20 protein-coding genes are annotated in these 24,654 nt (G+C 45.4%); 9 read left to right on the top strand and 11 right to left on the bottom strand.

Annotation, left to right across the window (positions count from 1 at the left end):
- Window positions 1-197: 197 nt before the first annotated feature.
- Both ACED45_RS18235 and ACED45_RS18230 read right to left on the bottom strand, forming a co-directional pair.
- Window positions 198-1,871 carry a peptide ABC transporter substrate-binding protein gene (locus ACED45_RS18235; protein ID WP_371714668.1) on the bottom strand — a complete coding sequence of 558 codons (1,674 nt, stop codon included), beginning with the start codon at window positions 1,869-1,871 and terminating at the stop codon, window positions 198-200.
- A 193-nt stretch (window positions 1,872-2,064) separates the two neighbouring features.
- Window positions 2,065-2,958 (bottom strand): DMT family transporter, encoded by an 894-nt coding sequence (locus ACED45_RS18230; RefSeq protein WP_048661046.1) that lies wholly within the window; start codon window positions 2,956-2,958, stop codon window positions 2,065-2,067.
- Between the two features lie 98 nt (window positions 2,959-3,056).
- On the opposite strand from ACED45_RS18230, the gene ACED45_RS18225 reads away from it, so the two are divergent.
- A complete protein-coding gene (locus ACED45_RS18225) occupies window positions 3,057-3,845 on the top strand; it encodes an AraC family transcriptional regulator (protein ID WP_371714667.1) in 789 nt (262 codons plus the stop codon).
- Between the two features lie 279 nt (window positions 3,846-4,124).
- Here ACED45_RS18225 and ACED45_RS18220 read toward each other — a convergent pair whose 3' ends face one another.
- From ACED45_RS18220 to ACED45_RS18205, 4 genes are all read right to left on the bottom strand, one after another.
- Window positions 4,125-4,334, bottom strand: a complete 210-nt coding sequence (locus ACED45_RS18220) for a hypothetical protein (protein WP_048661049.1) — start codon at window positions 4,332-4,334, stop codon at window positions 4,125-4,127.
- A gap of 202 nt (window positions 4,335-4,536) precedes the next feature.
- On the bottom strand, window positions 4,537-5,670 hold the full coding sequence (locus tag ACED45_RS18215; RefSeq protein WP_371714666.1) for a lipocalin-like domain-containing protein: 1,134 nt from the start codon (window positions 5,668-5,670) through the stop codon (window positions 4,537-4,539).
- Window positions 5,670-8,207: an ABC transporter permease gene (locus ACED45_RS18210; protein WP_371714670.1), complete on the bottom strand. Its 2,538-nt coding sequence runs from the start codon at window positions 8,205-8,207 to the stop codon at window positions 5,670-5,672. The genes ACED45_RS18215 and ACED45_RS18210 overlap by 1 nt, the downstream gene beginning before the upstream one ends.
- A gap of 8 nt (window positions 8,208-8,215) precedes the next feature.
- Complete coding sequence (locus ACED45_RS18205) at window positions 8,216-8,914, bottom strand: ABC transporter ATP-binding protein (RefSeq protein ID WP_371714664.1); 699 nt, start codon at window positions 8,912-8,914, stop codon at window positions 8,216-8,218.
- Window positions 8,915-9,508: 594 nt separating this feature from the next.
- Here ACED45_RS18205 and ACED45_RS18200 point away from each other — a divergent pair.
- From ACED45_RS18200 to ACED45_RS18185, 4 genes are all read left to right on the top strand, one after another.
- On the top strand, window positions 9,509-10,651 hold the full coding sequence (locus ACED45_RS18200) for a hypothetical protein (RefSeq protein ID WP_371714663.1): 1,143 nt from the start codon (window positions 9,509-9,511) through the stop codon (window positions 10,649-10,651).
- A 124-nt stretch (window positions 10,652-10,775) separates the two neighbouring features.
- Window positions 10,776-13,427 (top strand): DUF2235 domain-containing protein, encoded by a 2,652-nt coding sequence (locus ACED45_RS18195; protein WP_371714662.1) that lies wholly within the window; start codon window positions 10,776-10,778, stop codon window positions 13,425-13,427.
- On the top strand, window positions 13,420-13,998 hold the full coding sequence (locus ACED45_RS18190) for a hypothetical protein (protein ID WP_371714661.1): 579 nt from the start codon (window positions 13,420-13,422) through the stop codon (window positions 13,996-13,998). The genes ACED45_RS18195 and ACED45_RS18190 overlap by 8 nt, the downstream gene beginning before the upstream one ends.
- A gap of 33 nt (window positions 13,999-14,031) precedes the next feature.
- The gene (locus tag ACED45_RS18185) at window positions 14,032-14,613 is read left to right on the top strand and encodes a hypothetical protein (RefSeq protein WP_371714660.1); all 582 of its coding nucleotides are present in this window, start codon (window positions 14,032-14,034) and stop codon (window positions 14,611-14,613) included.
- Between the two features lie 167 nt (window positions 14,614-14,780).
- On the opposite strand, the gene ACED45_RS18180 is transcribed toward ACED45_RS18185, so the two are convergent.
- Window positions 14,781-16,685: a bifunctional metallophosphatase/5'-nucleotidase gene (locus ACED45_RS18180; protein WP_371714659.1), complete on the bottom strand. Its 1,905-nt coding sequence runs from the start codon at window positions 16,683-16,685 to the stop codon at window positions 14,781-14,783.
- A gap of 371 nt (window positions 16,686-17,056) precedes the next feature.
- Between ACED45_RS18180 and ACED45_RS18175 the strand changes: the two genes are divergently transcribed.
- From ACED45_RS18175 to ACED45_RS18165, 3 genes are all read left to right on the top strand, one after another.
- Window positions 17,057-17,899 (top strand): ABC transporter ATP-binding protein, encoded by an 843-nt coding sequence (locus ACED45_RS18175; RefSeq protein ID WP_371714658.1) that lies wholly within the window; start codon window positions 17,057-17,059, stop codon window positions 17,897-17,899.
- Complete coding sequence (locus tag ACED45_RS18170; RefSeq protein ID WP_102432330.1) at window positions 17,896-18,858, top strand: ABC transporter substrate-binding protein; 963 nt, start codon at window positions 17,896-17,898, stop codon at window positions 18,856-18,858. The genes ACED45_RS18175 and ACED45_RS18170 overlap by 4 nt, the downstream gene beginning before the upstream one ends.
- Before the next feature lie 101 nt (window positions 18,859-18,959).
- Window positions 18,960-19,907 carry a FecCD family ABC transporter permease gene (locus tag ACED45_RS18165; RefSeq protein WP_065614844.1) on the top strand — a complete coding sequence of 316 codons (948 nt, stop codon included), beginning with the start codon at window positions 18,960-18,962 and terminating at the stop codon, window positions 19,905-19,907.
- Between the two features lie 20 nt (window positions 19,908-19,927).
- On the opposite strand, the gene ACED45_RS18160 is transcribed toward ACED45_RS18165, so the two are convergent.
- Both ACED45_RS18160 and ACED45_RS18155 read right to left on the bottom strand, forming a co-directional pair.
- The gene (locus ACED45_RS18160; RefSeq protein ID WP_371714657.1) at window positions 19,928-20,917 is read right to left on the bottom strand and encodes a zinc-dependent alcohol dehydrogenase family protein; all 990 of its coding nucleotides are present in this window, start codon (window positions 20,915-20,917) and stop codon (window positions 19,928-19,930) included.
- Window positions 20,918-20,937: 20 nt separating this feature from the next.
- Window positions 20,938-21,726, bottom strand: a complete 789-nt coding sequence (locus ACED45_RS18155; protein ID WP_371714656.1) for a phytanoyl-CoA dioxygenase family protein — start codon at window positions 21,724-21,726, stop codon at window positions 20,938-20,940.
- Between the two features lie 283 nt (window positions 21,727-22,009).
- Between ACED45_RS18155 and ACED45_RS18150 the strand changes: the two genes are divergently transcribed.
- Entirely contained in the window at window positions 22,010-23,197 is a 1,188-nt protein-coding gene (locus ACED45_RS18150; protein ID WP_371714655.1) for a GGDEF domain-containing protein, read from the top strand.
- Between the two features lie 53 nt (window positions 23,198-23,250).
- Here the strand turns inward: ACED45_RS18150 and ACED45_RS18145 are convergent, their stop codons facing one another.
- Both ACED45_RS18145 and ACED45_RS18140 read right to left on the bottom strand, forming a co-directional pair.
- Window positions 23,251-23,496, bottom strand: a complete 246-nt coding sequence (locus ACED45_RS18145) for a hypothetical protein (protein ID WP_333917792.1) — start codon at window positions 23,494-23,496, stop codon at window positions 23,251-23,253.
- 175 nt (window positions 23,497-23,671) lie between these two features.
- On the bottom strand, window positions 23,672-24,553 hold the full coding sequence (locus ACED45_RS18140) for a multidrug transporter (protein WP_371714654.1): 882 nt from the start codon (window positions 24,551-24,553) through the stop codon (window positions 23,672-23,674).
- Between the last annotated feature and the right edge of the window lie 101 nt (window positions 24,554-24,654).

Below are 24,654 nucleotides of genomic sequence, written 5' to 3'. Positions count from 1 at the left end.
TTGAAAAGCGAAATGTCGCTTAGCTAAGTGTCCAGTCTGACTGGAGCAGATCAAGGTGTTTCTAAGCCGTGTGGTACTCATGTCGGTACCTTTTTTGTGTTAGCCAACTAACCGCTGTTGATTTGGTTTAGTTAAAGTGACTGTATCTTAGTTACTACTAAAGTGGTAGCTATTATTGTTTTCTTATCAGCTCACTTTTACTGTTTTACAAAGTATAGATCCTTCGCGTAGATATTTCCTTTCGGATTATTGTTTGGGAAGCCCTTTAGTGTATTTCGCACTAATCGTGTGTGGTTGTAATGATATAAAGGCATAACTGCTGCAGAATCGTTGAGTAACGACTCAGCATGCTGATATAAAGCAAAGCGTTTAGACTGATCTTCCGTTTTACTCGCTTGCTGTAAGAGCTCATCATAATCTGGATTACAGTAGCCACTCTCATTTGCTGTGTGGTCACAAGTGAAGGCTTCTAACAGTGCAGAAGGCTCTGGATAGTCACCAAATGCCCATGAGCGAGCCAGCTGATAGTCGCCACTCCCTTTCGCTGCAACATAGGCTTTCCATTCCATGTTCTCCAACTCAATTTTTACGCCAAGTGGCTTCCACATCGATGCAATCGCGATCGCTATCTTTTTATGATTCTCACTGGTGTTGTACGTAAGGGTAAACTTGAGAGGCTTGTTTTCGTTGTATCCCGCTTCTTCAAGTAGAGCTTTGGCTTTGGTTAAACGCTGCTCGCTGTCTAGAGAATTGAATTCGGATAAAGGCGCTGTGTAGTCAGGAATATTATTCGGCGTCACGCTGTATGCTTCTGGCTCACCTTGACCTGTAACTTTCTCGACCAGAATCTCACGATTGACGGCCATGCTCAGTGCTTGGCGTACTCTGACGTCATCAAACGGCGCTTGACGTGTATTGAATGAATAGACGTAAGAGCCTAGTAGAGCTTGCGCTTTGATCTGCTCAGGGCTTTCTTGGATTAATTTCTGGTAGTACTCAAGCTGAACGCGATTGGTCATATCAATTTCACCCGCTTGATAACGGATAAGCTCAGCATTTTGAGATGATAAGCCCAAATAGGTCACCTTGTTGATGATTGTCGATGTGTTATCCCAATAATTTGGATTCCTCTCGACTTCAACGTATTCGTTTGGCACCCATTTACTCAAAGTGTAAGCACCGTTGGTCGCGATATTTTCTGCGCGAGTCCATTGGTCGCCTTTCTCTTGAACCAACTCAGCAGGCAAAGGGAAAAAGGTCTTGATGCTCATTAAACTCATAAAGTAGGGCGTAGGTTTTGAAAGTGAAATCTCAACCGTGCGCTCATCTAATGCTTTGATGCCAAGCTTAGAGGGCTCTATATCTCCTGATAGAATCTCGCTAGCGTTCACTATGTTAGCCGTAGAAAAAACAAAACCCGTGTTATTACCTGTTTTCGGAGACACTGCGCGCTGCCAACCAAACACAAAATCAGACGCTGTGACTGGATCGCCATTTGACCATTTGAGGTTCTCTTTCAATACAAACGTCACGGTTTTGCCGTCTTTGCTGATAGACCATTCTTTGGCTTGCCCTGGGATGATTTGCCCGTCACTGTTTTCAATCACAAAGCCTTCAAACATATCATTGACGATGATGTCACCGGGCATGCCTGAATTTACGAAGCTAGGATCTAGTGTGTTGGGCTCTGCACCGTTGCCGCGTACAAAATGTTGTTCCTCAGCTAATAGTTCTTCAGCTAATGGTGCATTAGTATTAGCAGGAGCAGGAGCAGGAGCAGGAGCAGGAGCAGGAGCAGTGGCAGCAAAGCTTGAAACAGATGACAAAGCAAGTAGAGACGAGATGATCACAGGGATCGGTGGTTGAGTCATTGTACTTCCTTTTACAACTTAAACAGTACGTAATGCATTAAACCTGAGTCGGTAACATGTTGCAACCACAATGAACGCGTATTAAAAGCATTTAAAAGGCTTGTGAATAAAATAACAGTGCCTACTTCGGAGTAGGCACAGTAAGAAAAGTGAGTTTGAATATTTGCCCTAAAGTGAGCGTTGGATGATGCGTTTAGCTTTGTTGAGGGAGAGGAGCCTCAAGCCTTGGTTTTCTTTTAATTTGAGCAAGGATGACACCTGAAATCACCATCACACCGCCAATGATGTGGAACTGGTTAATTTCTTCGCCAAGCCATGTCGCAGCTAATACGATCGCAACAACTGGAAGCAAGTTCATGAACATCGCGCTTGAGTCAGCACCAATGGTGTCAATCGCTTTCACCCACATCCAAGGTGCTAAAATCGAAGCGGCAACTGCGGCGTAAGCAATCAATGGGATCGCTTGTTGCGGTGGTAAAAGTTGTTCGCTGGTAAGCCAAAGTGGCGTAAGCATCGCGACAGCAAACAGACCCTGAATGTAAATCACCACCCAGCTACTGATTGGCATTTTCCAGCGTTTCAAGAGCACACAGTAAGAAGCATAAACAAAGGCCGCAATCAGCATATAGCCATCGCCTTGGGTCAATTCTTGATGGATGAAGAACAAAGGATCGCCTTTACCTAACATCAGAGCTAAGCCTGACAGTGACAACACACCACCCACAATACTCAAACTAGAAATGGACTTATGCAACAAAGGAACGCTCAGAAATACACTGATCAACGGGACTAAAGACGTGATCAATGCCATGTTTGAAGCGGTTGTGGTTAAGCCTGCGTAGTAACCTAGAGATTGGTTCAACACCATGCCCAAAAAGCCGAGGAACGCTAATTTCGATAGGTTTGGCTTAATGACAGCCCACTGCTTCATCACCGGGCGAATACAGAAAGGCGTGAGAATTAACATCGCAAAAAACCAGCGGTAAAAACTCATCGCGCTAGGTTCTATGGTGCTTGCAGCAAGCTTGTTGACGATTGCATTGGCGCCCCAGATACAGACTGTAAAAAATGGTAAGAGATAATGCATGTGAATTCCGTCGCAAATGAGTTGATGCGGCTAGTTTGACAGGTCGTTATACTTACAAGTATCTTTAGAAAGACATCAGGCGCGATAGGAAGACAAGTTTGAAAAAACAGTCCAGAAACCTTCATCCATCCTTATCAATTGATAAGGCACCATCCAACGTATTTATGAATTTTGAAGCGTTTCTTTCGAACACTGAAACTCGAGTTCATAGCCACTCATGGGGACAGGTCCAGTTGATCAGTGGCGGTATATTAGAGATGGAAGCGGAAAGCACCCGATTTCTAGCGCCACCACATTTGGCGATTTGGGTACCGGCCGGGGTGATGCATTGCAGTTATAACCGTAAGCCTTTGGACTACTGTTCGCTAAATATCGCCCCAGAGCTAACGCAACATCTGCCAGAAAAAACCAGTCTTATAAAGATCACGCCGATTGTGTCTTCTATCATAGATGATTTTCGCGATCGTGGAATAAATGTTGCGGAAACAGAACAAGATCAAAGGCTTGTCCAGGTACTGCTTGACCAACTTGCGCAACGTGAGGTTGAACACCACTTTTTACCTTCGACCGACAATAAGTACCTAGCGCCTATATTGGCATCTGTTGAAGAAAACCCAACAGACGAAGTGACGCTGAAAGATTGGGCTGAACGTGTTCACACCACGGAAAGAACTCTTTCTCGCCACTGCCAGACGGAGCTTGGAATGAGCTTTACAGAGTGGCGATTGCGTGTCCGCTATCTGTACTCGATGGACTTGTTAAGAAACGGCCAATCGGTCAAAGAGGTCGCTCTTACATTGGGCTATAACCAAGCAAGCCCATTTATCACCATGTTCAAACGTTACGCGAACCAAACGCCGGAACAGTATAAAAACCGTTTGTTGTAGCTCGTTGTTGTTTCTAAAAGAAATTATTTTTCAACTAGTTAGTGATTAGGTAGCTCATAAGTGAATAGATACACCATAAGTGAATATGTGCAGTATGAGGTTATGGAATCGCCCCTAATAGCCCATATATTTCGCTCTGTTGTTCGGTGAGATCCTCATAGTGTTGGTTTAATAGAGCGCTGTTGCTGCCGACCTTGAACAGTATGTACGTTTCTCCGTCGACCTCGAACCAATTGAACGTTCCATGCTGGTTATACGTGGTCATTGTTCTGTTTATCTTCATGAGATATACATCAGCAGTGCAAGACATGCAGACGTACATAAGCCAAAGAAAGAAAAGAAAAACCACGAGCCCAATACTGTTTTTTCTTTTCCTACCTCTTCATTACTTTGCTGCCAACCAAGTTCACTAACCTGAGCCTTTGTAAGGTTTAAGTCGAGTTTCTCTATGTATCTGTTGAGTTCGTCATTGTGTACTGAGCTAATCATGTTCTATCTCCCATAAGCATTTGATTGGTATTTTAGGGGAGCTCATAGTTTGGTTAAATTAGATATTTTTCAACAGGCGTTAAGGTAAATAGAACGTTGAGAATGCAAAAAGCCTTCGCTGTGGAAGCTTTGGTTGAAATGGTTTAGTTCATGGCTATCGCGATGTATTTGTTGTTAGATTCCACCTTTATTAATACACGACTTAATATCCCGTCAATTCCATATAGCCAGAGCCGGAATGAGAACCTTTGATCTTAATTGGCCCTTCCCAATAGGGAACTGACAGCGGCATTTTGGAATTAGGATTGAGTGCTGAGACGGTCAGTGCGATTTGTTGCGTTGGAATCGAAACTTGCCACTCTGTTGGGTAGTCACGCCCATCGATTTCCGTTTGCTTGATGGCGGTTAAGCTGATGTCTTGCTGCTTAATCGTGATGCCGGAGCCATCTTGATTCATCAACCTCGCATGGGAGTAACTGGCTTTGCCTGTTGTTGAGTTGCGAAGTTGAAACACCACCAAGCTGGTTTCATCACTCAGCCTTAGCGCAAACCAATCCCAACCTTGTTGCGAGTCGAGTAAAAATTGCGAGCTCCATTCTCTGTCTATCCAACCTGTACCGGAAACCTGATGGGTGACTCCATCAATGGTTACCTCGCCTGATACATCGATGAATGGTTGGCTGTAGTAGTAGGAAGCCACTTTGCCATCGCTACTTTTAGTGCTGTAGCCTTGTTCGCCTTGCTTTTGATAAGGCGCGTTGTTGGTTAACTTAAGCGAGTATCCAAATTGATCCGAGTTAGCGACTAATGTCGCTGGGAACAGGTCATCGGTCGTCGACGTCCATTGCCAATCATCGAGATAAACACGAAACGGCGAACTGCCTACACCTGCTAGTTCAGCTTGATCGCGAGACCACTTTTCATCGGCGTAGTGCTTGTCTTTAGTGGCGACAGCACTGTGCGCCATGTAGATTTGCTGGCTTTGCCACGTGGTTTTCTTAGCGCCATTGCCACTTTCTTGTGGTGCAGCCGCGAAGCGGAACTGTGTCCACTGCACGCCTAAAGTGTTGCCGTCTTCATCAATTAAGTTTGCGGTTAAGTACCACCATTCATGACGAAAATCTGGGTGTGCTTGATGGTCGGCAGGGAAGGTGATGTCGATACCTTTTACTACCGGCGTGAATTGCTCAGCCTCTTTTTGTGTTTCATCGTCGGTTTGTGTTTCTGCGCCAAGTATCGAACCCATATTTTGAGCTGATGGTTGAGTGGACTCCTCACACCCTAAAAGGAACAAGATGCCTAGTGTGAGAACGAAAACTCTTATTGCTCGATTCATCACAACACCTCGCTCTGTAAACTGGATACAACAGGTTTGCTGACCAAACGCCACAGTGGAATCAAGGTCGCAAACACAGCCACTAAAATGGTGATGGCTGCGATGCTGAATGCGTCACTCCAATTCCATACATAATTTAAACTCCAACCAAAGGCGCGCAGGGTAACGATGTCCGTCAACACATAACCGACCATAGCGCCGAGTGGTAAGGCGATAACCAGAGTGAAGGCGACCAGAACAACGATTTGCCCGACCACCATCGCCATCAATTTTTTCCGACTAACACCGAGCGCATACAGCCTTGCAATGGCGGCTTTACGTGCATCGAGCAACATGAAACAGGCGCAGAACAACCCTATCACCGCCACCATTAATGTGACGCCATTAAGCGCCCGAGTGATGGCAAAGGTTTGTGAGAATATATCTAACGCGATCGATTTGATCTGTGCTTGATCGTAAAGCTGACTTGGGTGCAGATTGAGTTGTTGGCGTAGCTGTTCGTACACCACTTGTGGGTCGCCAGAAACTTTGATTCCCAAGCTGGTGGGTAAGTCAGTAAATCCGCTTTCGAGCCATAAATTAGGTGCAAGTAACACTTCCCCATTGGGTGAGCCGTAATCGTGGAAAATGGCCCCTACGATGAGTGTTTTGTCTTGGATCGCGTCGAGCTTGAGTTGGTTTCCAAGGGACAAGCCGAGCTTCACCGCAGTGGGTTCGCTGATCGCCACTAATTCACCTTGGTAAAAGCGCGTCCAGAAGTCATCAAGATAGGATTGGAACACCATGGTTTGCTCTAATGTGTCCTTGTCTTTAGTGCCGAGCAAAGTCGGTAAGCCCTGTAAGTTATCATCGACGTAGTATTGCTTATAAACGGCTTCAACATTTTCAAACTGCTCTAACGAGCGCTCCACATTTGCGATTTCACCTTGGGCAGGGCTAACGTAAATATCGGCATGTAAGCGCTGTTCAAGCCATTGCTTTAACGTGAATTCAAAGCTGCCGACTAAGGTGTTCATCCCCACATTGGCGGTGACGGCGAGAAGCAACGCCATCATGGCAAGAGAAAGAGGGGAGATAAGTTCACGTAGCTCAGCAAACAGATATTGTATTAACCCCGATTGGGTGCGTTTTTCGCTCCAGTTCGCTAGCACGCTGAGTGTTTTGGGCAGGTACAAAGGAATCGACACCACTAACACACCGAGCCATGCCATGGTGAAGCGATGATGTTCGCTCAACCATAACCCTGCTAACGCGACAATGGTTAATACTGACCCGATAACAAACAGCTGATTTTCGTTAGAAGCTTCCGGCGCTTGATAGAAACCGCCATGGGAAGAGAGGGGTTGTCGCACCTGCTGTTTAAAGTGCTGCCAACACGCGACAAGCGTTGCGGCCAGCGTGAGCAGCAGTGCTTGCACTAACCATTGCCACTGCCATGTGCCGGGAAGCAGTGTCGCACCATAAAGTTGCTCAAGAGTGATCGCGACGGTGGGATGTAGCCAATGGCTGAGTTGAATGCCGAAAATGAAACCAAGCGACGCGCCCAGTGTGACTAAAAGAGTTAGCTCGACTAACAGAGCTGAAAACACGATGCTTGGAGCTATGCCGGCTTGTTGAATTTGCACCAACAGCCGATTGCGTTTCAGCAAACTGTACTTCACGCCATTGTAAGCGATGAACAGGCCAACCAAAAACGCTAACAAACTCATGGCGGTGAGGTTAAGGTGAAAGCTATCGGTAATTGAACCGAGATCCGTGCTTTGGTTGTTGGGTATCCATTGCCCTTGCTTGCCAATAAGGCTTTGCCATTTATCCTGAGTATTGCTGTTCGTGTCGCTCTTCGTGTCAAAAATAGCGATATAGCTCAGTTGCCCTTGCTTGTTAAGCAGTTGCTGAGCGAACCCAATATCCATCAACATTCGGCTACCGAGCTGCCATTCATCTGGCAATACCACGACTTTGGTGAGCACTTCATCCAAAGTGAGTGTGTCTACTTCTCCCAAGTTCTGGTGTTGCGACTGGCTCATCATCACAATGGGTTCACCTGCCAAGAGTTGTGGCAATGGTAATGCATTGTCGAACAGAGAAATGTCTGGTTCGCTGCTATTGTTTTTATCGCTTTCTTCGTTGATGCGAGAGTGGCGAGACCTTGAAGTGAGGGCGGCGATCAACTCACTGCCTTGAACAGACCAACGTCGACCTTGCTCGTCTCTTACTCGCCCTTCAATTACAGGCAGCGCTGCGCTTAATCCATTTTGTCTTAAGCTGAAGTAGAGCGATTCCGGCAAATAGTTTTGCCCTGCTGGTGGAATGATAAGGTTCTGCGCTTGGGCGCTAAGTTGCTCGGTCGATTCTGCATAACTGCGCTTGGCATTGAGGTTGATCGCTTGCACTGCGACAAACAAGGTGACCGCAAGCACAATGCCGATCAGAATCGCTGCCGCTTGCAGTGGCGATTGACGATAGTGTGCCGCGAATAAATTTAGAGTCAGTCTGGTATGGGTGAGCTGGCTATGAGCGAAGCCAGTTTGCTTCATTGAATGACTCACAACGCTGCTGCTCTTGGGGTTAGATCTGCGTTCCTTAAACAACCATCATCTAATACCAAACTTGTCTGCATAAAGCTGGCGCATTCCGGGCTGTGCGTAACCAAAAGCACGGCAGTGTTGCCTTGTGTAGTGATTTCACTCAGCAGCTTCATTACCTCAATGCCTGCTTTGTGGTCGAGGTTGCCTGTGGGTTCGTCGGCAAGCAGTAGCTTAGGTTTATGGGCTAACGCGCGCGCAATAGCGACTCGTTGTTGCTGACCGCCAGAGAGTGCGGATACGTGTCTTCCGAGTAGCTCGCTGATGCCCAATGCGTCAACTAAGTAATCGCACCAGTCGCTCCACTTCTGTTGATTTAAATGAAGAGGGAAGGCGATGTTTTGTTTTACGTTGAGTGGGGTCAATAAGTTGAACTGTTGAAAGATCACGCCCAATTTTTGATGGCGGAATCGGCTCCACTGTGGATCTTTCCAATTTGATGTATTCTCGCTATCGAGCCACAACTCGCCACCATATAGAGGTGCAAACCCCGCAATGATGTTAAGCAGAGTACTCTTTCCACTGCCACTCGCCCCTGTCAAAGCCACGCTTGCCCCTGTCGCCAAAGCGAAGTCGACATTGTCCAACACGCTATGAGTGTCTTTACCATCAACAAAGCTTTTGCTGGCATGTGTGAGTGTGACAATTGGGCTTTCCATTTCCTTTCCATATAACCAAAACTAACCATCAAAAGGTACCGTCACTTGCGGCAATTATTGAAGCGACAAGATCTATAAAACTGTAGACAATAATTTGAAAAAGAAAGCGATTTACATCGAATTATTAATAACTTGTACTTCGAAAAGAGGGAAATAGATCAGTGTGAGGAGGAATACAGTTGGTGGAAAGCAATAACAGCCCTATTCAAGTCGAGAATCAAGTATCCATAGTAGTTTTGTAGTCTTTGTTAGTCGGTGGTATATCCAGTTTTTGAGTTTAAAAATTCGAGCCTATTTCTAACAGTGTTGGGTTCTTTTTTTCACGAAAACTAAACGATTTAGTGCGGTATTTATACTCAGTAATAGGCTGAATTCGGGCAATCTAAAAGCTGACATGTCATGTTTTAGTGCTGTTATGTTACAAAGTGTTATGTCGAAAGGAGGTGCTTTGTAGTTATTGGCACTACTAATTTTGATTTTAATTAGTTGGTATTACTATTTGTTTAGCCAGGTCATCTGAACGTATTTTTTGGAATAATAAATAACTAAAATTATTGATATCCTCATTTTTTATTTATATGTAGGTGGACTCACATGCGATATCAATCATCACCAGTAAACCCTGAAGAAAGACAAGAAACCACAAGTGAGCGAGCAGAGCGCCAACGACAAGAGCGTAGAGCTGAATTAACGTATTCTGAAAGTGATGAGAAGCGATGGGATGAAAACCGAGAAAGGGTTCTTAGAGAGAGGCAAGAGGCTCCCCCTACTGTTTTAGGTATCTTTTCGACGGTCGCTGGTGTCGAAATAGGTAAAAGTAAGAGTAAACCTATACCGCAAATCATTCATCGCTTTTGGTCCGGGGGCGCTATGAGTCAAGAGGCCTTACATGTCTTACTTGAGTCTGTTGAAAAATCTCAAGGAAGCCTATTCAAGCATTGCATCTGGCATTCTTCTTTATTAGAAGAAGAGTTTGTGAAACGTGCATTGATTCAAGAAGAAGTTGTCGAAAAGCGAGATACCCAAAGAGCCATACTACGCAGCAGTGGGTACGATACCTGTGATATCGATACATTATTTGAACCTGACCCGACACAAAGTGCTTTTGAGCGTTTTAGAAACAAGCCGTTACCCAAACCAAAACCAGGTGTATTAACAAAGTCTGAACTTGCCAATATGGTTAGGAAAGCGTGTGACCATTTGGAAAAAGGAGGAAGTAATAAGTGGGATGGCATCAAGCACTTCTCTGATATTGCTCGTCTGATTTACTTAAAGGAAAAAGGCGGTCATCACTTCGATGTTGATTTTGGGTTAGGTAATATGAATTTTGAGCAATGTTATTGCCATAATGACGAGAGTGGTATTGTCCCTTTGATGGGGGCAACGACACCGGTAAGTACAGACCCAATCAATGCACACTTGCAAGTCGTTCACCCAAAAAATAAACAGGACCTCTCAAACTCAAATTATTGTGATTCGGTGAAACAGGTAGCTGAAATGGCGATGATGATGTCGCGTATGCTTAATGGCATCATAGCGACGAGCGAACAAAACCCGAATGTGATTGAAGGCGTTGAGCTGCTTCGACCTGATATTGTCAGTAAAAATGGTGAATTGCCGAGTGGCATGATGGCGAACAAAAGTTTGCTAGGGGAGACTCCTAACGCGCCATCTTACACAATCCCGCCTTATCTAATTGACTTGGAGCACATCACAGCAGAGTCGGATGCGCGATAATTTATGTGACTTGTTAAAAAGTCGCTCCTTCTTTCAGGACGAGACAAATAATTAATTACCGCCTACTTAACCTGTTTATTTATTCACCTGTAATTAATCGTGTTTTGTATAGGGATAGGGTGCCATGAGTGTATCGGACATAAAGGTTGTAGAGTTTAACCAAAGGGCAGGTGCTCAGCCTGCATCTATAGATGAGCTAACAAGCTACTTGATTGACGGTGGTTCAATATCTAAATTTCATGATGCGCTGCCTTATGAGTTGCAACGAATACTTGCTCCTTTTGTGGGACAAAGCCGAAATGCTTACCTCAACGCATTAAAGTCCCAATTAAAATCAGAAAGGTGGATGACAGTAAAAGCGTCATCTTCAGTGTCCGCTTCTTCTTATAAAAGTGCGTACTATCCACCAGTGCAACAAGAGCCTAAACTTGCAAGCGTCCAGGCTGCCGTCAGTAATACAGAAGAAGACCAAAGACCGGATCTTGAGTACGCTTTTGAGCTCTCGTGCTCTCAGTCGTCTTTTAGTGCATATGTTGGATGGGATGTTGCATTAGCTAAAACGAGTACATCTCCGATACATTCTCGTTGGAGCGAACAAGAAAACGAGCACAGCACGCAATTGGTGGCCAGCATAAAAGAGGATGCGCCAAGGACGCTTGCATTGTCATCGAGAGGCTCTTCAGTACCCCTATCAATCCCAGACGTCTTAGCCAAGCCTAAAGGGACGAACGCACTCAATGAAGCCTTCCTCGCAGTGATGCCGGCCGTACAGTTTGGTGAACGACTAGGGCTTGCCACTCAAGGGTATTATTACCACTTTAGTGAAGGCAAGCTCGTTCAAGAGTACAAAATCATCGGTAATGGTAATTGTCGGTTCTGCCTGACCTATTCGGATGAACTCACACTTAGCGATGAGCTTCGTCCTACCGCTTGGCAAAGTGCGATACCGATTCAATGGCGTATCGATAATCAGGTGTTGGACAACCAGCACTTACTCTATCTACCTCGTAAGTTGACACAAGATGAGTTTTCTTCGGTGAATCCAGCGTGGCTCAATGAGCAAGGACTTGCGTTGAATATTTCAGAACTTGTGGATGTAGGACAAGGTAAGGAAACCCCGAATGAACGATATCATGCCCCGCTGAATTGCCATTACCCGCACTCTGGCCGTTTATTACATGGGACAGAGATTGTGGCCATCAATAGCCCCAGTCTCGTTTCCAAAGGTATTCCGGTCGTCAATCTTCGCCCTGAAAAACTCTTTCGTGTCGGCGTGTTTTTTGATGGCACGGGGGCCAACGATAAGAATGACGCTTACAAAGAGCTGCGTGGAAATAAGTCACGCAGCAATGTGGCGCGTTTGTTTGCGGCTTATCCGCAAATTCAAGGTGAATCAGCAGCAATCTATGTATCGGGAGTGGGTACTGTCGACATTGAAGGCAACAATCAGCGCCCCGCCATCATTGATGCAGCCAAAGATGAAACCGGTCCAGAGCAGGCGTTTGGGGTGAGTGCACCGCGTGCGTTTGATGGAGACTTTGCTGATGCTATTGCGGGTATTAGCGGCAAAGTCTTACTCAACTATGTGGACGGTGAAAATGGTGCCTTTTACAAATGGCAGAGTTTGCTTAGTCAGTTGCAGCGCACTATCGATGAATTGGAGCAATCCGGTTCTTATAATGACATCACCCATATCGTTTTTGATGTTATCGGTTTTAGCCGAGGTGCGGCATTATCTCGTCACTTTGTTAATGCACTGTACCAAGGATTACCTGATTACCATCGACCAGTCACGGGCAAGCAGGCGGATGTTACGGTTTACCCTCATCTACTGGGTAATGAAAGCAACAAAAAGTTTTCAGAAGAAGGTGGTTATGAACGCGATGATACGAAAGGTGTCAGTGTACGGTTCTTGGGGTTATTTGATACCGTAGGGTCGTTTTACTTAGCTGGCAATAACGATGAAGGTAATTTTCAGTTGGGCCTAGAGCCGACGATGGCCACCACGGTCTTGCAGTTGGTTGCCGAACATGAGTATCGGAAAAACTTCCCATTAACCTCACTGAGTCGTGATAATTGGTTACCCGATAATTTCTACCAAGAACATTTTCCTGGATGCCATACCGATGTGGGAGGCGGTTATCCTTCAATTGAGCAATACGAGAAAGAGGGACTCCCTGACTATGTGGGCTTTCCGGTGAGCAGTACCTATAACCGTAACGAAATAAAATCAGAAATCATTGATATCGTGCACGCTAATTTTGCATATCCAGGGGGAAGTCTAGATAAGGCTGCGATGATAGAGCGCACTCGTCAAGTTAAAGACGCTGAATGGAAAAAGACATGCCGACAACGGTTTGGCCATTACGGTGAGGTAAAAGAAAAAGACAACACGCTCTATTTTTATCACTTTAAACCCGTGAGTAATGCGATAGCAGGGCTAGCCCTCGAGCGCATGAAGCAACAAGCTCAAAAAGCAGGAGTAAAATGGATCGAGCCAGATTATATTGAAAACCTAACTCCAGACTATGTGAGCGATGAGCTCTGCCAGTCTTTATGGGGTGAATTATCAGCCAAGCCATTAGGGGATCTAACCGTTGAAGATTGGAAGACAACGCTTCAACCAACGCTTATCTTTGACAACTATATCCACCGCTCTCATGATACGGTGATAAATCTCCCGTATAAGACGGTCAAGGAAACGCTTATAAACAGCATCACAACCGATGAAAAAACAGAGAAAACACCAAAGCGGAGAATTTGGGACAATGCCTAAGTACGTAATCACGACACTCCTCATTGCAATGGTCGCCTTGAATGGTTGTCAAGAAGAGCAGCCGTTAATAAAGGCGAGCATTGGTAATGCGGGAAGCCTTAGTGGGTTCTATGGTATCCGTGATGTCGCTATCCAAACCACAGGCGGTGGTTGGACCGGCTTTGGTTATGGAGCCGTCAATGGCTATCCTGGAAAGAGTGCCGACATCGGAAAAATGGGCGTCCCCGCACATATCAAAGGGACATGGCGTAAAGGCTGGAGTTATGATGATGAACTAGTCTACTACCGTATTGATGCGCCGATTGACGCTGAATTAGCTGAGAAGAAAATACGTACTTTGCAGAACTATTATGAAGACTACCAACCTACACATGGGTCAATGCAGGTCATCGTAGATGAAGAGCGTATCCAAGTTATGTTTACTGTTGGCTGTTATTCTTACCGGATGGATTGTTCACCAAGTGAAGATGCGGATCCAAATGGATGGGTAGTGATGAACCCATCGAGTACAACTGAGGTGGTTGTTTTGTTTGATGGTGAAGGTGAATCTTCGCCTGTACCGTTTGAATAACTGAACAAACACCAAAGCGGAGAATTTGGGACAATGCCTAAGTACGTAATCACGACACTCCTCATTGCAATGGTCGCCTTGAGTGGTTGTCAAGAAGAGCAGCCGTTAATAAAGGCGACCATTGGTAACGCGGGAAGCGTTAGTGGGTTCTATGGGATCCGTGATGTCGCTATCCAAACCACTGGGGGCGGCTGGACCGGCTTTGGTTATGGAGCCGTCAATGGCTACCCTGGAGCCAGTGCCGACATCGGAAAAATGGGCGTCCCCGCACATATCAAAGGGACATGGCGTAAAGGGTGGAGTTATGATGATGAACTAGTTTACTACCGTATTAATGCACCGATTGACGCTGAATTAGCCGAGAAGAAAATGCGTACTTTGCAGAATTATTATGCATATTACCAACCTACACATGGGTCAATGCAGGTGATCGTAGATGAAGAGCGTATCCAAGTAATGTACACGTTCGCTTGTGTATCTAGAACTCGAGATTGTACGCCAGAGGAAGGAAGTGATCCTAATGGTTGGATCGAAAGATCTCCGCAAAATGGGGTAACAGAAGTGGTTGTTTTGTTTGATGGTAAAGGTGAGTCTTCGCCTGTACCGTTTGAATGATGGTTTTAATACTTAACTGCACTGTCCAACTATGAGTTGGCCTTTGCAGATCATTCATCCAATATTAACCGTTTTACTCAGTACAGATGTGGTGTTGGAAGATGGGAACGACAACGACCTAACCACGCTCTAAGCGTCGTTAAGTCGCTATTGGTTGAGGTCAGGGGTTAATTGAGCGCTTCAATCAGAGTGATTTCGCGTTTGATCTGCTTACTCTCTTGCTCAGTTGCTTGCGCCAGTTTCTTTTCGCGTGTGGTTATGGCAGCTTGTTTCGCTTCGTCAGATTTGAACATCAGTTCTTTTACGTTGATAGAAGCGATGTTTGTGTAGCGGCCATCGTCACTGGTCGGGATTGATATGGTTTCATCATTAATCAATGACTTCACTATCTCTCGTTGTTCATTATAACGGCTTTCTAAACCAGAAAGTGCCCATCGTTGTTGAGGTTTACCTTCATACTGACCGTTCCTTTCTTCTTTAAGATATTTGATGGTCATATTACGGATTGTGCCTGCTTCTTCTCCATACTCTGCTTCAGTATCAAAGAGTACAGGGAACGATTCACCTTCTAGCACGCCGCCTTTCTTGGTTAGATGCCCCATTCGATAGCTATTCATACCAATACGGATTTCTGTTTGATCAGTAACCGGTGTGCCATCAGCAAACGCAAGGTTGGTGATGCGGGTACCTGCAGGTTGAGTGAGGTCGATGGTATAAGTTACGCCCGCGAAGAAGTCATTGGTCGAATATTTTGATGCTCTGCGTTCAGGGTTAAAGCTGTAGGTCACATCACCGGGTTGCACTGAGTTGAAGTAGCCCGCAGACCATTCCATGTAGGTTCTTAACTCTTTTCCTGTCATCTGGTAGACAGTGATTTCGCCACCTGCGTATTGGTAGTTGTACGCGATGTCTTTAGCTTTGATTGGGCCAACATCGAGCTCTGCATTGTCGTTGTCTATTTGAAGTGCGATGACATTGGCTTTGGGGGCATAAAAGAAGCTCGCTTCTTGGTATAGCGCACTGATGCCTGTGTCTTGAACATGGACTTGAGGGATACCACGGATTTCGTTTTCTGGGACTAAATCAACGCCGGTAAGCTGAGCGACAGGTCGATTCGCCATTTCTCGGAGTTGTTTGTGATAAGGCAGGTATAGCTCGTCCATATTCTCATCAGAATCTATGCCTTTAATTTTATAGGTGAAGCTGTCTTTGTTGACGAGAGTGAATGTGCCATCGCGCTCTTCAAATTGAAGATCGATACGAGATAGGGCGCGGCCATATTTGTCGGGTTCAGTAATAATAACGCCATTCACAACTGCTTTATCGATGCGAGTGTGCATGTGGCCAGCGACGATGGCATCGAGCTCTGGGTTTGCGTTGGCAATGTCGGTGACACCGTTGTCGGCAATGTCATTCTCGTTCTCAATTCCCATATGGGCAACCAATACGATGGCATCCACTTTATCATCAATCTCTTTGACGATTTTCTTCACTTCCAAGGTTGGATTAGTGAAAGTGACGCCTTCTAAACGGTTGGTACCTTGCGCAAAGACCTCCGTCATTGGGGTATCCATTCCGATCACGCCGATCTTAATACCACCGCGTTCAAGGATGGTGTAACCCGGCAAGAATGGGTTTCCGTTTTTGTTCTTGATGTTGCCACCGAGAGACTGTCCTTTAAATTGGGTAACGGCTCTGTTGAGGGTTTTAAGGCCAAAGTCGAATTCGTGGTTACCTAAAACCCATACATCGTATTTCATGTGATTAAAGCCAAGCATCATTGGATCAACAGGCTCGTCTTTGAAGGTTTCTATGAAGTTGCCTTGGATGGTGTCGCCAGCATCGACAAGGATAATGTTAGATTGCTCTTTGCGGATCTCACCAACCTTGGTCGCGATTTGGCTCAAGCTACCACGAGTGTTGAGTTTATCCGCCGCGTAATCCCACGCCATAAAATGACCATGGATATCTGAAGTACCCAGTATCGTGACATCGTGTATGTCTCCATCAGCTGCAAAGGTGGGAAAGGCTAGAGAGAGTAGGATGGCGCTTGATAGTATGTGTCTTTTCATAAGTATGTTCACATCGTGGTTTTAAGTATGACGCTACCATATAGAATCGAGATTACCTTATGGGTGATCAGTGTCATATTTATAGTGATATAACTTACTGATGTTTCAAATAAATGTGACTCGTGACTGTCTCGCAACAACTTAAGTGACGATGAAACCCACCACAACTCTTCGCTCTCTTTTCAATCCTCGATTTCTTTAATCAAACTTTCTAAGCGAATCATTTTTCTTAAACACGACTGTCTTTATTCAAGGTGAGTGGATTATCCCGCCATTCCCATGACTTCTTAGCGCGGTCTTAATATTTCTATTATTAACTATACCTTTAATTTATTGATATGTTATAACATATCAATAAATGTTGTTTTTGGATGTTCGGTGGAAAATTGAATAAACCTGTATTGTCTGTGCGCGGGCTCTGCGCTGATGGCTTGGCTAACTGGAGGGCCGTCTCCGATGTTACATTTGATGTGAACGACGGTGAATGCATTGCCATCATTGGGCCTAATGGAAGTGGAAAGTCCAGTTTGCTGAAAGGCATTACAGGCGAATACAAAACCGTCGCGGGTGAGTTGATGTTGTCTGGCATTGCACTTGGAAGCCTTGAGCGGCAGCAGATAGCCAAACAAGTCGCGGTGGTTACTCAACATGAGCATGTTGACCCTCGTTTGAGTGTTGCTGAGTATGTTGGCTTAGGCCGTACTCCTCATACGTTTTGTTGTAGCGCAAAAGAGCACAAACGAGCGGTTCAGCAGGCGATGCAAGATGTCGGACTTGTTCACAAAAGCCAGCGGTGCTTTGGTGAGCTATCCGGTGGTGAACAGCAACGTGCAAGTATTGCTCGCGCCTTCGCACAAGAGCTGCGGCTTTTACTCTTAGATGAGCCTACAAACCACCTTGATCCTCTCGCTCGTCTTGAACTTCTGAGCCTAATTAAACAACGTGGCATTGCGTCTGTTGTGGTGCTGCACGATTTACCTTTGGTAGCGCCATTCGCCGATAAAGTCCTGTTGATGTCAGGCCAAAAAATGGTGGCGTTCTCAGCCCCAGAGACGGTGATTCAAGACCGATACATGATCCCTGTTTTTGGATTGCGGGTTCTTACGTTCAATCATCCTGTTATATGCAGCACCATCCATCATTTTGAAGCTGCATCAACTCACTCAACTCACTTAACTCTTTCTAATCACTCTTTAATAGGAGCTGCCCAATGAAGTGGCCTGTAATTTCCAGTCTTTTGTTTCTTTTACCTTTCTCTTGTGTGCATGCGACAAGCACTCAATACCCAGTGACGGTTGATAACTGTGGGAGCCCACTGACCATAGAAAAGCGACCTTTAAGAGCGGTTGTACACGACATCAATATGACCGAGATGGCGTTTGCTCTTGGTCTTCAAAAGGAGATGGTGGGCGTTACGGGTATTACCGGGTGGTACAAGATGTCGAGTTCGTTTGAAGAACGTTTAGGTGATATTCCTGAGCTCGCACCTAAGTATCCTTCATTAGAAACATTGATTGCTGCTGATGCTGACTTCTTTTTCGCTGGCTGGAATTATGGAATGAAAGTAGGTGGTGAAGTGACGCCTCAAACACTGAAGCCATACGGGATTGATACCTTAGTGCTCTCTGAAAGTTGCATTCATACCCAAGACCAAAAAGAAGGCGCGACAATGGATCTGCTTTATGGCGATATGAAAAAGTTAGGCGTTATTTTCGACAAGCAAGCAGAGGCCGAGGCTTTGGTGAAAAACTGGAAAGAGAGAGTTGAAAAAATAGCAGAAAAGCAAAAAGCATCAGGTAAGCCGAGCCCAAAAGTGTTCTTGTTTGATTCGGGTGAAGACAAGCCTTTCACCGCGGGTAAGTACGGAATGCCAAACGCAATGATTGAAGCTGCTGGTGGTCAAAATATCACAGGCAATATGGAAGCTAGTTGGGCTCGAACCTCTTGGGAGAATGTCGCTCGTGAAAACCCAGATGTGATTATCCTTCTGGATTACCAATCGGCGAGTGGTGCCGATTCGTTGCAACGTTTCCTCGAAGCTCATCCGTTAATGAAATACACCAATGCGGTCACTTCTGGTCGCTATGTCAAACTGCGTTATGAGCAACTCACCCCTGGGCCTGCCAATATCGATGCCATTGAGAAACTTGCAGAAGCGTTCGTTTCTGAGTGATCGGGAAGGTTGTTATATGAAACCTTATTATTGATAAGAGTAGTAGTCCGTTGATTTTATTTGATAAATATCGGGCAGCATGGCTAACAGGTATCACTGCTATGCTGCTCGCCTTCATGATGAGTTTGCAGTTTGGCTCGGTTCCTTTGTCTTTCAAAGAAGTGCTCATAGGGTTGAGTTCTTTCACTGATCCAATGCCGGATATGACCAGTCGAATACTGATCGATCTAAGGTTACCTAGAGCATTGTTAGCCGTTATTGCGGGCGCAGGGCTGGCGATGGTTGGCGCGTTGCTTCAAACCTCGACACGCAATGACCTGGCGGATCCGTTTCTGTTTGGCTTGTCATCTGGCGCGTCTGCTGGTGCGGTGTTGGTGATCACCAAAGTGGGAGACGCTCTGGGTGTTTGGTCGCTGCCACTGGCTGCATTCTCGGGTGGTATTGTGTCGGCGACCGCTGTTCTGATTCTGTTTTCGATGCAGAAGAAAAAGGGCAATGACAACTTGATCTTGTGTGGTTTGGCGATCTCATTTCTATTCGGAGCCATCACCAGCTTTTTGATTTATTCAGGCGACCAAAGAGCGGCGAGTTCGATTTTGTTCTGGACTATGGGAGGCTTGGGGCTCGCGCGTTGGGATAATTTGATTTTTGCCTTGGCGGGCGTGTTATGTCTGATTGCGTTAATTTTCAAGCGTTATCGCGAGCTCGATACTTTGTTAGTGAGTGAACAGACGACAAGCTCACTGGGGATCAACGTACACCGCCTACAAAGCGAGATTTTTCTTTGTTGTGCGTTTTGTACTGCGTCGATTGTATCGATGACCGGAGTGGTCGGTTTTATTGGCTTGATGGTCCCCCACTTAGTACGACCATTTTCAGGCGTCACTCACAAGCGAGCTCTGCCTCTGGTTGCCTTGTGGGGCGCGGTACTTTTACTATTTGGGGATGTGATTAGCCGAACCATATTAGCGCCACAAGAACTGCCTGTAGGTATTGTTACAGCAGCGCTTGGCGGGTTGTTCGTTTTGTATCTTGTTTGGCGTAAATAGTGCGGCTAAATTCCACCAAACTACACAGGTAGTAAGACGATCTTGCCACCTAATCGTGTGGTTTTTGATTCAATGAGATCAATCGCGGTTTGCACTTCATCGAATGGCAGGTAGCGGTCGACGTCGAGCTGAATGTCGTGTGTGATGAAGTGATCTAGCATGGTCGTGAACTTATCACGGCGAACATCTTTACCTTCTGCTTCTTCCCAATAGCGTAAGAAGAAGGTACTGAAATCGATGTCTTGGCTTTTCGCGTACTCAAAGAAGCGTGGTTCGTAAAAATCCAGAGACAGCGTCCCATAGTTGATAAAGCGCCCGTTGTTGCCAAGGGTGTGAATAAGGTCGGTTCCGGGTGAGCCGCCAATCGCATCAAAGGCAACGGTTGGCATAGGCAAGCCTAACGCCTTAATTTGAGAAACTAAATCGTCGTTTGCATCTAATACCCAGTTTGTAGGAGTTGGGTATCGTTTCGGCTGCGATGTAACAACAATGATGTTGAAGCCGAGCGATGCTGATAACTGGGAGAAGATCTTACCGATGGCAGAGCTGCCTGCGTTGATGATCAACACATCTTCTTGGGTCAGCTTGGCTACTTCTGTAGTTAGCACCCATGCGGTTAGCGCATTAATGTACAACTGACAGGCGTAGCCATTATCTAAATGCTGAGGAATTTGGAACAGGTCATCTGGCGATACATCGACATAGGTCTGCCATGTTCCACTGGTTGCCACAAGCACGCGCTGATTTACTGCAAACTCAGCATGACTGGACTCTATAACCCTTCCTACCGCTTCAAACCCCGGTACTCTCGGCGGCTGGTGGCTGTGTTTGTACTGTCCAACACCATAAATCGACAACAGATCACTAGGGTTGATGTTAGTCGCTTCAATTTGTACGCGAACTTTATCTTTGTCTAGTGCCCCTAAAGCGACATGTTCTAGCTTGAGAGATTCTTTTGGCTGACCGAAACGGAACTGGCTAATTCGGGTATTTTGCTTAGTGTCAGTCATAGTTAGGGCACCTTTATGGATCATGAGTACTGCATTGATTTTAAGTGTAGCGTGTTCATAAACAGTCTTGGGTCGGCAATATTGCTTAACATAGCTGGTGTTGGCAAGCAGTCGTCATCAACGTAGTCGACATAGTCTGCCGCCGAGTCAAAGATCAAAATATCCAATGCTAAACGATCCAACCCGTATCGACCTCTGTGGATCATATCTGCTGAGAAGACTAATAAGTCGCCCGCTTCTAACGGTATCTGTTTACCACCAGAGATGTCATCGCTGCTCACTTTACCATTCACTTCTTGGCGAACGTTGTATTCTTCTTCGTTGTCCCAGCGCTTGTGTGTTCCGGGGATAAGCTCCATTCCGGGCTCATCAAAGATAGGTACACGTAGGTGCAATACTTGGGTTTCCATGATTACTTTCATCTGGTCATCAATGTCGTAGTCGTATTGACAGTCGCGATGCCAGAAGTCTTTTTGTTGCGGGTTTACTGGGTTGAAGAACAGCTGTGTATTCATGAATGCCGGTTTGTTCGGAATCACCGCATCAACCACGTCCATCACTTGTTTTGAGCTGATGAAGTCGAAAAGCACGCTTCTATCGTCGGCAGGCAAATATTCGCTTCCCGTAATTAAAGACGAGTTAAATGCTTCTTCTTGATAGAATTCTTCGTTGTCTGCTTTCCATGATTCATGGAATTTCAGTACGACTTTTCTAAGCGATGTGATTTGAGCTTCATTGAAATAATTTCTGATAACAAAGTAACCATGTTCGTCGTAACGGTCACTTAATTGTTGGCTGTTTTCTACCACTGACTACCTTCGTTCCCACAGATTTCTTGGGCGCATAATGCCAGACAGTTGTCATTCAACCAAGTAACGAGTGCAGAAGCCTGTAGATTCAGTGATGCTATGAAGCCAAATGGTGGGAGTTTTACATGCCTATCTATGTCATAGGCTCATGCGATAAAAATCTCCGCATGTGTGATCTATCCCTTATTTTGCAAAATGAAAAGATTCATATGGTGAATGTTTTTGTGGTTTGCATGATTATTGACCATGTTGAAATTTGGTTGCGTATGGAAGATAGAAAATCATGGATGGTTTTTCGCTGGATATGAGAACACTTAATTTTATTATTATTTTGTTCTCTTTCATTTACTGTATTGGCTTATTGTTATTTCAATTCACTCAACAGCCAATTAAAGGGCTTTCTAGCTTTTCCTTTTCAATATTTGTTATTGGAACTGGGCCGTTGATGTTGAGCCTAAGAGGGGAACTACCTGATTGGATCACTGTTATTGGTGCTAATATGGTCATTGCGTTTGGTTTTCATCTCGCTTTGTATAGTTTATGCCTGTTCCGAGAATACTCCTTAAAATGTACCTACTTCAGCAGTTTGATGATATTGGCTCTTCTGCTAGGTTTTATTCACTTCACGTACTATGAACCTTCCATCAAGGCTCGAATTATTCTCATTAGTTTCTATTTAGCCTTTGTCACTCTTTGCACTGCCTTTGTGGTGTTAAAGGGTCAACGTGATGACTTGAACTTAGCTACTCGGATGATGGCCTTATCATTTTTGATATATGGCGGGTTTATGGCTTTCCGGGTATTGGTGACGCTATTTTCTGCTGAGCTGCAGGATTTCATGACGGCCGCGCTGATTCATCAACTTGCCTTTTTAGTGAGTATTGTTCTTATCGTGTCGATGAGCTTCACAATGCTCTGGTTGATTAATGCAAGATTGCTTAGGTCTATTCATGATCTGTCTTACAGCGATCCTTTAACGGCACTTGGAAACCGCAGAGCATTAGATGAAATGGTTCCAATTATCATGAAGCAGGCGGGGACTACGCCTGTCAGTGCCATTATGATGGATATTGATAATTTTAAGTCGATCAATGACCAACACGGACACATAGTGGGTGATCTCGTTATCAAGTCTTTTGCTGAAATGGTTCAAAGTGCAATCAAAACATCGCCTACAGCCAGTGCGTTCCGTTTTGGCGGAGACGAGATAATGATTTTGTTGCCCAATGTTAATTTCCTACAAGCACAGGCTATTGCTTGCAAGTTGCGGTTGTCTATTTCAGAGATCTCAGCAGTGCAAGGAAATGAGATGTTTCTGACGTCGAGTTTCGGTGTTGCTCAGCTTCACCCGAATGAGAGTTGGAATGGGTTTGTTAGCCGAGCCGATAAAGCGTTGTATCAAGCGAAAACAAACGGTCGTAATATGACTTCAATTTGTCCTAGTCATATTAACGAACTCGTCATTGCCTGATGATGACAGGTCTTTATGCGTTAGTTTGACCCGCCACTATTTTGATAAAGCCATTATATTGTTGGCTGTGGCGCTGAGTCTGCTTTTTGGCTTTGCGTTAACGTCTGTGAGGCAGTGGCTTTAGTTTCTTCCGTAGACGTAAAATGTTTATCAGTTAGCGTCACGGTCATTCCTTCATGCTTCACTGTTGTGCTTGACGCTTCTAATTGGGCTTGGTTTGTTGTCGCGGGCTCTGCGAATGCCATCATTGAGGTTGTAAAAAAGATCGTTGCTAGTGCGATTTGAGTAAGGGTTTTCATTGGGCTGTATCCTATTGGGTAATGATTAATAGCTGATACGTGCACTATAAAAATTATGTGGAGGCCGTTCTTATCATTTTACGCCACCGTAATATTTATGCGGTGGGTGAATATTTCACTGGGGTATGATTTCCAGTCCTCTTTGACCCAACGTCCAAGTATGGCGACGTTCAAATCACTGCCGCATCACCAATACCGCTGCGATAGAGAGTAAGATGAGTGCAACAATGTCTTTGCGAGCAATACTTTGCCCCAACCAGAAGAAAGAGATTAACACCATAAAGACCACCTCAACTTGTCCCAACGTTTTCACATAAGGCACGGCTTGAAGTGACATTGCACTAAACCAGCCAAGAGAACCGATCACACTGGCTAGGCTTGTCATCACCACCAATCTCGACTTCTTGAATATCTGGTGTAACGTGTCGCGTTCTCTGAAAAAGAGGTACGTACAGATAATCACTGTTTGAAGAGAAATAACTAGGAACAGCACCCACGCTGCACTATGAGGGAAGGGAAGGCCGATGTTCAAGCTGGCTTCTCGAACCCAAAGAGACGTTAAAGCAAACGCGGTACTGCAAGCCATACCTAACAAAAACACTTTGGGGGAAAGGCTTCGCCAACCTGAAGCGCTACTCATGATGAGCACGCCCAAGGTGCCAATTAATACGCCTACCCAGCCTGTAACGGTCAACGCTGTGCCAAAAAATAACACGGAAAGCACAGCAGAAACCGGAGCTTCACACTTGGCAAGTCCAGCACCAATCGCATAGTTTTCGAGCTTAAATAGCATCACCATCAAGCCTGTTGCAAGGATCTGCATGATTGCCGCAGCAACTATGTAGAAAACAAACTCACCGGAAAAATTAGGCGCGGAGACTGGCTGCCATTGGTACAGCGAATAGAGATAAATAAGTGCGATTGGGCCAGCCCAAATAAAACGAGCCAGCGTAACGCCAGCCACACTCATTGTGCCCGCTAGTTTGCTTTGAAAGGCATTGCGCCAAGATTGGCTGAAGGCAGCAAGCAGGGTAAAGGCGATCCAACTAAAAGACATGACGCTTCCATGTGTGATGTAATTTGATGGTGATACTAACAAAAAATCACATGATAAGAAGTGTCATGATCTGTTTATAGCCACAGGCTCACCTTTATTCT

This window comes from Vibrio crassostreae, assembly GCF_041439375.1.
GTDB classification, from domain to species: domain Bacteria; phylum Pseudomonadota; class Gammaproteobacteria; order Enterobacterales; family Vibrionaceae; genus Vibrio; species Vibrio crassostreae_D.
The sequence above is the reverse complement of the archived record's forward strand: the minus strand, read 5'-3'. Positions and strand labels throughout refer to the sequence as shown.

Coding starts and splice junctions, on each gene's coding strand:
- ACED45_RS18235 (WP_371714668.1), bottom strand. CDS start 1,871: ATGACTCAACCACCGATCCCTGTGATCATCTCGTCTCTACTTGCTTTG.
- ACED45_RS18230 (WP_048661046.1), bottom strand. CDS start 2,958: ATGCATTATCTCTTACCATTTTTTACAGTCTGTATCTGGGGCGCCAAT.
- ACED45_RS18220 (WP_048661049.1), bottom strand. CDS start 4,334: ATGATTAGCTCAGTACACAATGACGAACTCAACAGATACATAGAGAAA.
- ACED45_RS18215 (WP_371714666.1), bottom strand. CDS start 5,670: ATGAATCGAGCAATAAGAGTTTTCGTTCTCACACTAGGCATCTTGTTC.
- ACED45_RS18210 (WP_371714670.1), bottom strand. CDS start 8,207: ATGAAGCAAACTGGCTTCGCTCATAGCCAGCTCACCCATACCAGACTG.
- ACED45_RS18205 (WP_371714664.1), bottom strand. CDS start 8,914: ATGGAAAGCCCAATTGTCACACTCACACATGCCAGCAAAAGCTTTGTT.
- ACED45_RS18200 (WP_371714663.1), top strand. CDS start 9,509: ATGCGATATCAATCATCACCAGTAAACCCTGAAGAAAGACAAGAAACC.
- ACED45_RS18195 (WP_371714662.1), top strand. CDS start 10,776: ATGAGTGTATCGGACATAAAGGTTGTAGAGTTTAACCAAAGGGCAGGT.
- ACED45_RS18190 (WP_371714661.1), top strand. CDS start 13,420: ATGCCTAAGTACGTAATCACGACACTCCTCATTGCAATGGTCGCCTTG.
- ACED45_RS18185 (WP_371714660.1), top strand. CDS start 14,032: ATGCCTAAGTACGTAATCACGACACTCCTCATTGCAATGGTCGCCTTG.
- ACED45_RS18180 (WP_371714659.1), bottom strand. CDS start 16,685: ATGAAAAGACACATACTATCAAGCGCCATCCTACTCTCTCTAGCCTTT.
- ACED45_RS18175 (WP_371714658.1), top strand. CDS start 17,057: ATGTTCGGTGGAAAATTGAATAAACCTGTATTGTCTGTGCGCGGGCTC.
- ACED45_RS18170 (WP_102432330.1), top strand. CDS start 17,896: ATGAAGTGGCCTGTAATTTCCAGTCTTTTGTTTCTTTTACCTTTCTCT.
- ACED45_RS18165 (WP_065614844.1), top strand. CDS start 18,960: ATGCTGCTCGCCTTCATGATGAGTTTGCAGTTTGGCTCGGTTCCTTTG.
- ACED45_RS18160 (WP_371714657.1), bottom strand. CDS start 20,917: ATGACTGACACTAAGCAAAATACCCGAATTAGCCAGTTCCGTTTCGGT.
- ACED45_RS18150 (WP_371714655.1), top strand. CDS start 22,010: ATGGATGGTTTTTCGCTGGATATGAGAACACTTAATTTTATTATTATT.
- ACED45_RS18145 (WP_333917792.1), bottom strand. CDS start 23,496: ATGAAAACCCTTACTCAAATCGCACTAGCAACGATCTTTTTTACAACC.
- ACED45_RS18140 (WP_371714654.1), bottom strand. CDS start 24,553: ATGTCTTTTAGTTGGATCGCCTTTACCCTGCTTGCTGCCTTCAGCCAA.